The 13025-nt window shown below is 38.3% G+C and carries 12 protein-coding genes; 1 reads left to right on the top strand and 11 read right to left on the bottom strand.

Translation table 11 applies throughout. The annotated features are described in order from the left end of the window. Positions 1 to 137: 137 nt before the first annotated feature. The 10 genes from NX722_RS11070 to NX722_RS11025 all read right to left on the bottom strand — a co-directional run bounded on the left by NX722_RS11070 (position 138) and on the right by NX722_RS11025 (position 10687). Positions 138 to 1310 carry a DegT/DnrJ/EryC1/StrS family aminotransferase gene (locus tag NX722_RS11070; RefSeq protein ID WP_262568027.1) on the bottom strand — a complete coding sequence of 391 codons (1173 nt, stop codon included), beginning with the start codon at positions 1308 to 1310 and terminating at the stop codon, positions 138 to 140. A 378-nt stretch (positions 1311 to 1688) separates the two neighbouring features. Further along, complete coding sequence (locus tag NX722_RS11065; protein WP_262568026.1) at positions 1689 to 2129, bottom strand: MaoC family dehydratase; 441 nt, start codon at positions 2127 to 2129, stop codon at positions 1689 to 1691. Positions 2130 to 2135: 6 nt separating this feature from the next. Next, complete coding sequence (locus NX722_RS11060) at positions 2136 to 2807, bottom strand: acetyltransferase (protein ID WP_262568025.1); 672 nt, start codon at positions 2805 to 2807, stop codon at positions 2136 to 2138. Further along, a complete protein-coding gene (locus NX722_RS11055; protein ID WP_262568024.1) occupies positions 2800 to 3408 on the bottom strand; it encodes a sugar transferase in 609 nt (202 codons plus the stop codon). The genes NX722_RS11060 and NX722_RS11055 overlap by 8 nt, the downstream gene beginning before the upstream one ends. 61 nt (positions 3409 to 3469) lie before the next feature. Next, positions 3470 to 4660 carry a glycosyltransferase family 4 protein gene (locus NX722_RS11050; RefSeq protein ID WP_262568023.1) on the bottom strand — a complete coding sequence of 397 codons (1191 nt, stop codon included), beginning with the start codon at positions 4658 to 4660 and terminating at the stop codon, positions 3470 to 3472. Positions 4661 to 4667: 7 nt separating this feature from the next. After that, on the bottom strand, positions 4668 to 5699 hold the full coding sequence (locus NX722_RS11045; protein ID WP_262568022.1) for an EpsG family protein: 1032 nt from the start codon (positions 5697 to 5699) through the stop codon (positions 4668 to 4670). Between the two features lie 56 nt (positions 5700 to 5755). Continuing rightward, positions 5756 to 6919: a glycosyltransferase gene (locus tag NX722_RS11040; RefSeq protein WP_262568021.1), complete on the bottom strand. Its 1164-nt coding sequence runs from the start codon at positions 6917 to 6919 to the stop codon at positions 5756 to 5758. Beyond that, complete coding sequence (locus NX722_RS11035) at positions 6912 to 8129, bottom strand: asparagine synthase-related protein (RefSeq protein WP_262568020.1); 1218 nt, start codon at positions 8127 to 8129, stop codon at positions 6912 to 6914. Before NX722_RS11035 ends, NX722_RS11040 begins: the two co-directional genes overlap by 8 nt. A 60-nt stretch (positions 8130 to 8189) precedes the next feature. Beyond that, positions 8190 to 9485, bottom strand: a complete 1296-nt coding sequence (locus NX722_RS11030) for a lipopolysaccharide biosynthesis protein (RefSeq protein ID WP_262568019.1) — start codon at positions 9483 to 9485, stop codon at positions 8190 to 8192. 125 nt (positions 9486 to 9610) lie between these two features. Next, the gene (locus NX722_RS11025) at positions 9611 to 10687 is read right to left on the bottom strand and encodes an NAD-dependent epimerase/dehydratase family protein (protein WP_322740921.1); all 1077 of its coding nucleotides are present in this window, start codon (positions 10685 to 10687) and stop codon (positions 9611 to 9613) included. A gap of 287 nt (positions 10688 to 10974) precedes the next feature. Between NX722_RS11025 and NX722_RS11020 the strand changes: the two genes are divergently transcribed. Then, positions 10975 to 11343 (top strand): GxxExxY protein, encoded by a 369-nt coding sequence (locus NX722_RS11020; protein WP_262568018.1) that lies wholly within the window; start codon positions 10975 to 10977, stop codon positions 11341 to 11343. A 179-nt stretch (positions 11344 to 11522) separates the two neighbouring features. Here NX722_RS11020 and tviB read toward each other — a convergent pair whose 3' ends face one another. Continuing rightward, a complete protein-coding gene (tviB, locus tag NX722_RS11015) occupies positions 11523 to 12800 on the bottom strand; it encodes a Vi polysaccharide biosynthesis UDP-N-acetylglucosamine C-6 dehydrogenase TviB (protein ID WP_262568017.1) in 1278 nt (425 codons plus the stop codon). Positions 12801 to 13025 lie beyond the last annotated feature (225 nt).

The raw sequence follows: 13025 nt of genomic DNA, 5'->3' as shown, positions 1-13025 counted from the left end.
TGGATGGCGGAAGTGTCGAAAATGCACGACTGCATGGATGCAGGAGGTAGGGTAACGCATGGAGCAGTTACCGAGGAGCAATTTTCGACTCCTCTGTGCCTTTGTGGTGAACATAAAATATAAAAGAGGTAGGCCAATCAACTCGCAAGGGTCATGACTTCGTGGATAACTTCGCAGGTCTTTTCAATTTCTGCACCGGTCAGGGTAGGGTGAACAAGAAACATCAAGCTGGTTTCACCCAGCGCTTTAGCAACGGGTAAACGCTCAGCTGGCCGGAAATCGGTATTATCAAATGCTTTCTCAAGGTAAACCTCAGAGCAGGAGCCCTGAAAACAAGGTACGCCACGGGCAGCAATTTCGTTAACAATACGATCCCGATCCCAGCCTTCATTTAATTGCTCAGGCCGAACAAATACATAGTGCTTATAACAGGCATGCTCAATATCAGACGGTTTTTCCGGTACACGCAAAGCATCAAACTCATTACAAGCCGCTTCGATAGCAGCTGCATACTGCTGGCGTAAACTTGTCCACTCCGGCATACGTTGAAGCTGAATACGGCCAATGGCAGACTGCATTTCTGTCAACCGCCAGTTAGTACCAAAAGACTCATGCAACCAGCGAAAACCAGGAGGGTGCTGCTTATGGTAAATGGCATCATAAGACTTGCCATGATCTTTGTAGGACCACATCTTATCCCATAAGGTTCGGTCATTCGTGGTGACCATACCGCCTTCACCACCGGTGGTCATAATCTTGTCCTGACAGAAGGACCAGGCACCCACATGACCAATACCGCCAACCGGTTTACCTTTATATTTAGCACCGTGAGCCTGGGCACAATCTTCTATAACAAACAGATTATGCTTATCAGCCAACGCCATAATGCTGTCCATATCACAGGGCCAGCCTGCCAGATGGACACAAATAATCGCACGGGTTTTATCTGTCATTACGGCTTCTATGGTTTCAGCAGTAATATTCTGGCTATCGGCATCAACATCGGCGAAAACCGGCTTCGCCCCGGCAGTCACAATGGAGCTGGCAGAGGCGAGGAAAGTGCGAGAAGTAACAATCACTTCATCACCAGGTTGAATATCAATGGCTTTTAAGGCCAGATCGAGTGCCAGCGTGCCGTTGGCAACAGCAATGGCATATTCTGTTTGGCAGTAGAACGCAAATTCTTTTTCAAATTCACGGCCTTCTGTTCCTGTCCAGTAATTGACTTTGTTGGAAAGTAAAACGCTGGAGACAGCATCAGCCTCTTCCTGAGTGAAAGAAGGCCAGGGGGAGAATTTTGTGTTAAGCATCTTGTTGATCGTAATAGTGAAAAACGGCAGGATTTTTTTCACCACAGAGGCACAGAGAGCACAGAGGAAAAGCTTTTCTTTTAAAAGCTAAAAAATTCTGTGCGACCGCCATGGAAGGCGGAAGTGTCGAAAATGCACGACTGCATGGATGCAGGAGGTAGGGTAACGCATGGAGCAGTTACCGTGGAGCAATTATCGCCTTCTCTGTGCCTCTGTGGTGAATCATACGATTTGGGTTAAAAACTATCTGTCTAGTACTTAGCTTTATTTGACAATTTGTTTTTAGCTATGACAAATTTGTACAAGAGTTGCAACTACAATATGCTTTGATTCACAGAGTAAAAATTAAACTCTTAAAAGTTAATAACCTTTATCTAATTATTTTTTTTTAGGAATATATATTTCAGCCTTTCCATCAATCACGACTTTATTTTTAACTTTACAGATTGTATCAAAGTAAATTCTTTGCCTTTTAATATCTACTTCAGTGACTGTAACAGTAGCGGTCACTGTATCTTCCATATAAACAGGTCGTTTGAAGTTTAAACTTTGAGAAACATAAACACAGCCTGGTCCTGGAAGCCTGGTACCAAATAATGCTGAAAAAAAGCCAGCTGAAAAGAGTCCATGGGCAATCCTTCTTCCAAAACGTGACTCCTCTGCATATTCAGAGCTCATATGTACAGGGTTGTTATCTCCAGATAAACCTGCATATGACTTAATGTCTGCATCGGTTATAGTTTGAGAGTACGAAGCACTCATGCCAACAACTATTTGATCAATATCTGCATTATCAATTAATGTAGTTAAACTGCTCACAATTAGTTACCCCCTAAGGCTTTTTCGAGAAAGAGTTTTTGCTGGGTTACCTATCACAGTATCCCCTTCGGGAACATTCTTTGTTACGACCGCACCCATTCCAACTACAGCACCTTTACCTATAATCAAAGGCCTGTTGGGTTTTCCTTGCTTAATTATTGCCCCTGTACCTATATAGACATTATCTTCTATGATTATATTGCCGTTGCATTTTACCCCTGGTGCAAAAGTTACAAAATCACCAATAGTGCAATCGTGTCCAACATAACTATAAATATTTGCATGAAAATGCTTACCGATTTTTATATTTGATGTTAAACAAACAAAAGGACATAAAACATAGCCTTCCTTAATGCTTACTTCTGCTAGCTTTACTACATTATCATGGTGCAGGCTCCAAGATATAATGCCGTCTTCTTGTAAAGCGTTTGCCAATTCATTTCTTATTTTGTTATTTGCAATTGCAAGCGAAATAAATTTTTTATTGGCCTTTTTTTCTTTAAATTCAGAATACTTTATGACTTTGTAACCATTTATTTCTTTTTCTTCAACTGAATCATCAATAAAATACAGGTTTTCTTGGTTTATCCCCTGCTTATTTAGGTAGTTAGCGGCAAGGGGCATAACTTCTCGCCCAAAACCACTTGCACCATATACACCAAATAATGAATCAATCATTTTCTTTACTCCTACTTCCTAAAAACTCAGGCATCGTTGCTTCTTCTCCATGACTTATATCTTCCTTGAACAATACCTTTTTTACAGTTAAAAATAGTATCTTTATATCAAGCCAGACAGACTGATTATCAATATACCAGACATCCAGTTTGAACTTTTCTTCCCAGGAGATCGCATTGCGGCCATTCACCTGTGCCCATCCTGTAATACCCGGTTTCATTTCATGGCGGCGGTATTGCTCTTTGGAGTAGAGCGGCAAATACTGCATTAATAACGGCCTTGGCCCAACCAGGCTCATATCACCTTTGAGAACATTCCAGAACTCAGGAAGCTCATCAAGGCTGGTGCGCCGCATAAAGCTACCGAAAGGGGTTATGCGATCTTCATCAGGTAGCGGTTTTCCATCAGGGCCATTGGCATCTTTCATTGTACGGAACTTAACCATTTCAAAGGGCTTGCCGTCTTTGCCTGGGCGAGTTTGTCTGAACAGTACCGGAGAACCCATGGTTTTTGAAACCTTCCAGGCGGTATAGGCCATTATTGGGCTGAACAGTATTAAGGCTGTTAATGAACCAAGAATATCTAGCAGTCGTTTAAACATTGTTTATCAATCAATAGAAGATTTTTTACCACAGAGGCACAGAGATCACAGAGTTTTTTAATTAAATCTTTTCTCTGTGCCCTCTGTGCCTCTGTGGTGAATAAGAGCTGACAGGTTTAACATCAGTTTCAATGCCAAGCTGCTGCATAATGCTGCGATTAACTTTATGAACATCATATTTATCGTTCACAATAAGGCGGCTCTCCTGCCCCATGGTTGCCCTCAAAGCAGGGTTGTCTATAAACCGAGTCATTGCTTCTGCTAACTCATCAACCGCTTTCACAGGCACAAGGTAGCCATTTCGGCCATCAATAACGGTTTCACGGCAACCCGGTGCATCGGTGGTAATTACCGGCCTGCCCATAGCCATCGCTTCAAGCACGGTGCGGGGTGTACCTTCACGGTAAGAGGGTAAAACATAGACAGAACATTCCCTGATCGCAGGGCGAACATCACTCAGCTTACCCAAAAACTCTATCGTGCCACTATTGATCCACTCTTCCAGCTCTGTTTGATCAATGGCGGTAGGGTTAGTATCAATCCACCCTGCTACCAAAAAACGTGCCTGGGGGTTGCTTTCTTTTACTATTCTGGCCGCACTAGCAAACTCTCTGATGCCTTTATCTGCTAATAAACGGCCTATAAAAAGAAATACGGAGTTTGATGGCAGTGGTGCAGCCTGGTAGTGCTGGAGATCAACGCCAGAGCCATTGATCAAGCCGCATTTTTTAATATTTACCAGACCCAGTTCAGTGAAAAGCTGCCTGTCATCAGGATTTTGAAAGAGTACATGAGTTGATCGACTTAAAGCTGCTTTATAAAGTTTACGAGAAATACTTACGATCAGGCGTTTGAGACCAGTAACTTTTGAAGTAAAGGCAAAACCGAGTCCTGTAATAAGAGCAAACCTAGTCGGTATTTTTGCAATAAAAGCAGCAAAGCTCCCATATATTACTGGTTTTATTGTATATGCAAGAAATATGGATGGCCTTATATCTCTCAGTATACGAACTAGGCTCCAACAGTACATGATATCTATAAGTGGGTTTAGGCCAGTTCTCTGCATATAAACTTCGTGGACAACAACACCTAAAGCATCTAGCTTAACTTTTATATCATCATCAACTTTTGGCGCTGCGGCATGTACCTTATATCCGTTGTCTATAAAACTGACAATGAGCTCACGCCTAAAGTTAAGTAATGAGGGTGCATAGCTTGCGGAGATGAAAACAATATTTGATCTAGGCTTCATGATTTATTCAAATAAATCCCGCTACTCTATTAATGAAAAAAATAGAAGAAAGAATGAAAAAAATAACAGCTATAGTTTTATGTTGAAAAAACTCAATGCGACTATTAATCAAAAAAACTCCTAGAAGAATAGGGAAGAAAATCCATGCGGTATAGGCAAAGCGATTAGAAAAACCACCAAACCCCAAAATAAAGTAAGGTGTTAATAATGATATGTAAATCTTTACGATATTTAACATCTTTTCTTTTATTGAGCTGTTGCAAAAATAAGAAATATAAGTTATCGCAAATAAAACTGTAAGGCACGAATATAGGTAGAAATCTAATTGGAATCCATATAGTGACTGAGCATGCTCACCATAATGAATAATATCACTGTATAAGTTCAACCCTAGTAATGAGGACACAAGAGATACAAACTTTTCTGAAAGCCCAAATGGATAAGCTATAGCGATGAGCAGAAAAGCAATCAAGCAGCTCCGTAATCGCAATAACAACAAACTAAGAGATAAAAGATAAAAAAGTGAAGAATAATGAAAAGAAAATGACAAAATAGCCATTATAATAAAATTGTAATACCTTCTTTCTAAAATGCTAACAGCAGATATAAACAGAAAAGGTGCGGCCAAACCTTGTCTTATACCATTCACGCTGGCAACAAGATAAAAACTAGAAAGAAAAAGACAGGCAAAGCAAAATAAAATTGTTGGCCATACTCTGTCAGGGTTTAGATATAAAGTAATTCTGTTTATAGATGTATAAAGAGTGGCATTAAGCAACAGATTTAAAGTGAAGAAATAAAAAAAATGTTGATCACTGATAAGACTTGAGATGTATGTCAGGTAAGTAAAGCCAGGCTCCATTCGAGACTCGTATAGCCCAAATCTAACTATATTAGAAAAATATTCATAGTATTGACGAGTGTCAGTTCCAACATCAAGCTCACGAAATCCTACAGTCAAACATACCAAAAAAATCATCAATGGAAAAAACATAGAATTTTTTTCTATTGTGGCTTCATTCAAGTTAAAGTGTTTCAAATTATTTGACCATGATTGCCAGCTATGAAAGTATAATCCATGAAAAATGTTGAAGCCTATAAAATAGATTGAATACACAGAGCTTTGACAAATCGATCATATGTCATTTTTTCTATGACAAATTGAACGGTTTCTTTTGAATGGTTGCTTTTTTTCCAATCGTTATTAACGTTAATTAGGGCCTTTGTTATTGCATTAGAATTAAATTCCACTAACCAGCCTGTATTGCTTGCATTATGTATTTCGTGATGGTAGGGAATTCCTGATGAGCTGATAACAGGTAAGCCTTTTGCCATGTACTCAATTAACTTTGTAGACGAGCTTTCTTTGTAAATAGGCAATGGAGGAATTAAATTTAGTCCTATATCACTTTTTTGAAAAAATACATCAAGTTCTGAACGGCTGCATTTTTCATGGAATCTTACAATGCCTCTACTAACAAGCTCGGCAATTTCTTTATTTTTTTCTAATCTTTTGATATCAGACTTACTTGCACCTACACTATCCAAGCAAATATTTAATCCTTGTTTAAATGCATAAAAAATGCCTAGATAAACTTCTTCTAGGTTTCTGATTTTTGCATGTGTTCCAATATACAGAAGATTAAGCTTCTTGCTTGAAATCCCTTTTTTTGGAGTGAAGCATATAAAGCGTTTGTTAACACACAAGGGGATAATATCAATAGTTATTTTTTTGTTGTATTTTCTTATTCTCTTCTTTGCTTCTTCAGAGACTACTATGCACTTATCATAAAATGGTAGTAGCAGAGTTATCATTTTTCTAGCTATAAGATTTTTAAATGAAAAACCCTCAACATCAATTTCTAGTGGAAAGCTGCTCTGAAATATTAAGCCTACTTTTTTATTGTTGAGTTTACCAAAAAGCCATGAGGAAAGAGCTGCACCCATCATGTTGCATGGCTCATTCCTAACCAAAATGGTTATCTTTTCATGTTTAAATCTTTTCAGTAGAGACCATGTTAAAAAAAATGAGTATACAATTAAACAAAAGCGCTGCAGTCCAGATCTTTTTATAGGAACACCAATTAAAGCTGCCTTATTTTTTTTTGATACGAACAAACCTTTGCTAGAGTCATTCATAACAACTATAGATCGACATACTAGTTGCTTTGAAAGCTCGTCACAGATCATGTCGTCAATAAATGAATGACTGTCACCAACTTTCTTATCGGTATATGTTATGTAAGTTTCTTTATACATTTCTAGTATTTTTTTTTGCCAAAAAATGAATTTCAAGAGATGCTAAGGCGATTAAGGCATCACCATAAATAGGGTTTTCTAGGTGCTCTTTCAGCAAACCTCCAGCATTAAAGTCGATTACTTTTCTACTATCAATACTACCTAGTACTTCTTTTATTAGCGCAAAAAAGTTATTGTCCTGTAAAATTCTTCTATTAAAATCTTGATAATTCACTCGTTTGTCTAGATATTTTGTTGTTAATAACTTTGACCCTAAAATATTTAAAAGTCTCTTTAGGAAAACAGAGGTGAATGGGGCATCAAGATTTAATCCGTGCTTGCATTTTACAGGCATTGAAAATGCTTCTTTAAAATCCTTTAATGCGAATTTGTAGTAAAAGTTTGTGTCACTTCTTTTTTTTGGACCAATATTGATGATAAAATCAACCCATTCTTCCTCTAAAAAAGGCATTACAATTTTGTTGATTTTGTTAGAGCAAACATGAGGGTAGATATATTTTAATTGTCTGTTTCTAAAATCGATATTCTCACACAAGCTTAAAGCTGAAGCTGATTTATCAATTAATATGTTACTTTTATCAATGTCAGATAAAGGCAATATTTTTTTGCTTCTTACAAAAATATTTTTTTGTATAAAGGCATTCTTTGCTTTTTCTATATCATGAATGTTTTTTTTTGGTAGATGAGAGCCTGCTAATGGATCGCCCATATAGCCGGACCAAACACTGCAACCACTGTAAAACTTCTCATAAAAGGAAAATGGTAAATTATGGAACAAAAGAGTTTGGTGTGAGACACATTTTGAATCAAAGAGCAAGTTGTCTATATTGTACTGATGTTCGCTTAAATCAAAGTTTTTATGTTTTGTTCCATAATGTTTTGCCACTGCACTACCAATTTCATAGTCATAAGACCCTTTTGTACCAAAAGTATAAGTAGATATTTTTATTGGATCTATATATTCAGTCATTAAAGCAAGGATGATTCTGCTATCAACTCCACCACTAATTGGAACTAAGTGGTCGCCTGTGTTTTTGGATAGGCAAAGCTCAAATGATTTTCTTATTTTGTTTTTTGCAATTTCTAGTAAATCATTGTCGTTTAAGTTAAAGAATTTTCCATTGCTATGAAATTTTGGAAAGCTAAATGAAGGCTCAAAATCTAAAAAGTAACCCAAGTTTAAAAATGATGAAATATCTCTTTGACTCATGTTTCTTCTAATATCTTTTTAAATAAGGTTGATAGGTGATATTTTGCAAAACTCACAAAATTACACGTACTTATTTTTTTTTAAGTACAGTAGTCTAGCTAGTGATGATAATGCTGAATATATTACATAAGCGATGCAGACGCCTATAATCTGGTATGTAGTTGAAAGTGTATAAAGTATTGGGAAGTATATGATAAAGTTAACAAAATTTATCTTTAATGCTAAATCAGCTTTACCAAGAGCTAATATTAAAGGTTGTACGTAGAAGTAGGCGACGCTAATGAAGTTACCAAAAAGATAGATCAAAAAAGGTGTATAGGCATCCTTAAAATCAGGGCCAAAGAAAAGTATTATGAAAAACTTACTAAATAGTACTGCTAGTAAAAAAATCACAACTAAAAATGAGGTCATCAAAAGTTGTGTTTTATTGATGACAGACCTCATTGTTTTAAAATCTTTTCTTGCAACTAGCTGACTTAACTCTGGAAATATAACGACATACATAGAGTCAACTAATTTTCCTATTCCAGCAATTAGCATTTTTATTATTTTTAGTATTGCAATGGCCTCTAAGCTGACTACTTTAGCTACGATCAACTCATCTGCTTTTTTGCAACTAGAGACTAGTGTAGAATTTAAGTTTGTATATAATGCAAACCTTAGGAATTCCCTTGTTTGCTGGTCGAATTTTAAACCCCACTTAAAGGTGCTAAGTGTATTTAATTTGTCTTTTTTTCTTTTAATGAATTTAAGGCTTGTTGCAAAAATAATTATATTATATAAAACTTCAGCGATAAATGATACGTATATTATGCTCTTTAAAGGATCTTCATGTTTGATAACAAATATACATCCTATTAAGATAAAAGCATCTCTAATGATTTGAAGAGTGATTATGTAGTTGTATTTATTTTTAATCCTAAGTAGTCCGACAGGTGTACCATTTACCTTAAATAGTAGAACAAAAGAATAGATGAAAAATAAATTCTGATATTCTAGGGCGTCTTTTGAAAAGAATATTAAAAATCCATAGGATATAATTGCGTTGAAAAAAATAAAGCTAAAAACGCTTCCAATTATATCAAGGCTAAGTCCTGAATAAATTGTTTTTATCTCGTAATCTTTTTGGCTTGAGGCTTTTGCATCATTATAAAATTTTATTACTGCTTGCCATGATTGAAAATTACATAAAGCATCACATAGTGTTACTGAAGAAATAACTAATGCATAAACACCAAACTGACGTACACCTAGAGAATTGGTTAAAAACATTGTTGTTATAAAAACAATAATTGTTGTTAAACTATTTCCAACAGCAACGATTCCTGCACTTCTAAGAATTCTCTTTAGTATCATTAAATAACCTTTTATTTCTGGCGACTTAAGCTAGAAAGTATATTGAAAGAACTAAAAGTAGTTTTTTATTTTAAATGTAAGGTGGTGAAAAAGATCTACTTTTAGCTCACTTTCTTTATTTTTAATTACTTCGATTTTTTACCTAAGTACCAAGAAGTAGCTTCACCAACCCCATCCATGATTCTATGTGTAGGTTGATAACCAATCAGAGTTTTAGCTTTACTAATATCTGCCTGAGAATGACGAACATCCCCAGCTCTGAAGTCACGATAAAGAGGCTCTACTTCTTTAATGCCAAAAATAATCTCTGCTAAATTACTTCTAATCGCACGATAAAGATCATTCAGTGTCGTTCTGTCCCCAACGGCAACATTAAAAACATTATCTTTAGCCGCGTCATCAGCCACAGATGCAAGGATATTTGCCTGCACAGCATTGTCGATATAACAAAAGTCCCGGCTGGTTTCACCATCACCGTTAATATAAACGGTTTCGCCATTAATCAGTGACGCAGTCCATTTAGGAACAACCGCAGCATAGGCTCCGTTAGGGTCTTGCCTTCTACCAAAAATATTAAAATAACGCAGCCCTATTGTTTTAAAACCATAGGTTCTGGCAAATACGCTGGCATAGAGTTCATTAACGTATTTTGTTACTGCATAGGGCGATAATGGATTGCCAATATTTTCCTCTACTTTTGGCAGAGCTGGATGGTCTCCATAAGTAGAGCTGGAGGCCGCATAAGTAAAGCTGGTCACTTCTGCATCACGGGATGCAACCAGCATATTCAAGAAGCCTGTAATATTGGTCTCATTGGTGGGGATTGGGTCATTAATAGAGCGAGGTACAGAACCCAGCGCAGCCTGATGCAGAACATAATCTACGCCTGTTACTGCTTTCTGGCAGTCTTCCAGATTTCTGATATCACCGTCTATAAAAGTAAATCTGTTCCACTGTTCTTCACTAACCAGGCTTTTTACTTCATCCAGGTTATGCTGATGGCCAGTTTCAAAGTTATCCAAGCCAGTGACTGTTTGACCCAGCTTAAGCAATGTTTCCAACAGGTTGGAACCGATAAAACCTGCTACACCAGTGATTAGCCATGTTTTAGGGCTTTGCTTGAGGTCTTCTTTAACTTGATCGTATTTCATTTCTTTTTGTTCACCACAGAGGCACAGAGGCGACGAAAATTGCTCCTGCATTATCGACACTCCCGCCTTCCATGGCGGTCGCACAGAGTTTTTAGGGCAGTAGCAGAGAAAAATACACCATCGTCATCCCCGCACAGGCGGGGAACCACTACCGTGGTAGATTCCCGCCTGCGCAGGAATGACGGAGAGTCTGGTATGTTATTGATTGCCCCTTCCCTTAAAACAAAAAAGCTTTTCCTCTGTGTTCTCTGTGCCTCTGTGGTGAAAATCCTTACAGGTTGCGATATGACTCAATCGGTCTATTTTTAATCGTTTCTGATCGATGGGTTAAAAATATTATGGACAATGTGCTGACGGGGAAGATCATTGGCTTGGCTATTGAGGTTCACCGAGTGCTTGGCCCCGGTTTACTGGAGAGTGCTTATGAAGAAGCGCTCGCCTATGAGCTAAAGACTTCTGGCTTTTGCTTTGAGCGACAATGGCCGTTACCTGTCAGTTACAAAGGGCAGCTTTTAAACTGCAAGTACCAATTGGATATCGTGGTGGAAAAACAGGTAGTGATTGAGCTAAAAGCTGTAGAGCGATTAAACTCACTTCATCAGGCACAGCTTATAACCTACCTCAAACTTTCAGGCATACCGCTGGGGCTGCTGATTAACTTCAATGAAGTTGTTTTGCGGCAGGGTATTAAGCGGCTTGTCGTTTGATTTTTTTCATCACAGAGGCACAGAGGACACAGAGGAAAAGCTTTATTTTAAAAGCAATAATACTTTAGCCTCTCATTATTTCTGAAAGCTTGGAGTAACTTTGAGGCAAACTAAAAAAAACTCAAAACTCTGTGCCTCTGTGCCTCTGTGCCTCTGTGGTGAAAAAGTGGTGGCAGAAATTACAACCGACCATCTACAGTTTCAGCAGGCATAACGTATTTGATGTCATACAGCACACAGTCACGACGGCCCAGTTTGCGAATAGCTTCTGGCCCCATTTCTTTAAACTGGTCGTGGGCTACGGCCAAAACAATAGCTTCGTATTTTCCAGCAGCAGGTTCTTTGACTGGTGTAATGCCATATTCATGCTCAGCCTCTTCATGGCTAACCCATGGATCGTATACATCCACATTGGCACCGTATTCCTGAAATTCACTAACCATATCAACCACACGAGTGTTGCGTAGGTCCGGGCAGTTTTCTTTAAAGGTCAGACCCATAATCAGGACATTACTGTCTTCAACATGGATGCGTCGTTTGATCATTTTCTTGACCACTTGCGACACGACATATTCACCCATGCCATCATTAATACGACGGCCTGCCAGAATAACTTCCGGGTGGTAGCCAATTTCCTTAGCCTTGTGTGTCAGGTAGTAGGGGTCAACACCGATGCAGTGACCGCCGACCAGCCCTGGACGGAAAGGCAGGAAGTTCCATTTAGTGCCCGCTGCCTTGAGTACTTCTTCAGTATCAATATCCAGCTTATTAAAGATTAACGCCAGTTCATTGATCAGGGCGATATTCAAATCACGCTGGGTGTTTTCAATAACTTTGGCAGCCTCGGCCACTTTGATGCTGCTGGCCTTATGAGTGCCTGCTGTAATAACGGAGCGGTATAAATCATCCACATAATCAGCAACTTCTGGTGTAGAGCCTGAAGTTACTTTTTTGATGGTTGTTACACGATGCTCTTTATCGCCCGGGTTAATACGCTCAGGGCTGTAGCCCGCAAAGAAGTCTTTGTTAAACTTCAGGCCAGATGCCTGTTCAACGAGAGGGATGCAGTCTTCCTCTGTCGCACCGGGATAAACAGTAGACTCATAAACAATAATATCGCCCTTGCTCACCACTTTACCCAGCATCTCACTGGCTTTAATTAACGGTGTCAGGTCAGGACGTTTGTGCTGATCAATAGGGGTAGGAACAGTCACAATATAAACATTGGCTGTTTTCAGGTCTTCCAGTTGGCAGCAATTGTTTAGTTTAGCTGCAGTCGCTAACTCAGCATCATCAACTTCCAGCGTACTGTCGTGACCAGCCATGAGTTCTTCAACACGGGGCTGATTGATGTCAAAGCCAATAGTGTTGAATTTTTTACCAAACTCAACGGCCAGCGGTAGCCCCACATAACCCAGGCCAATGACGGCAATAACAGGGTCTTTTTCAAAGTGCATTGTTAAATATCCCTTCCATTTTAAAGAGTGCCGCTCATATTTAATTTCGTCCATTGTTCCGAGTTAAGACCAATACACTACAAATATGAGGGAGTAGCGAACAGCGAGTTTTTCCTTTTTTGAGGCAAAACCACAAAATATCTTTAAACACTGTATTGATAATGAGTATTTAAAAATATTTTGTCGTTTGTTTTTTAGTCTATATTTTCATTTTGGAAACGGCCT

The sequence above is a fragment of the Endozoicomonas gorgoniicola genome, from assembly GCF_025562715.2.
Lineage (GTDB): Bacteria > Pseudomonadota > Gammaproteobacteria > Pseudomonadales > Endozoicomonadaceae > Endozoicomonas_A > Endozoicomonas_A gorgoniicola.
Note: the sequence above shows the minus strand (reverse complement) of the source record. Positions and strands in the feature narration are given on the sequence as shown.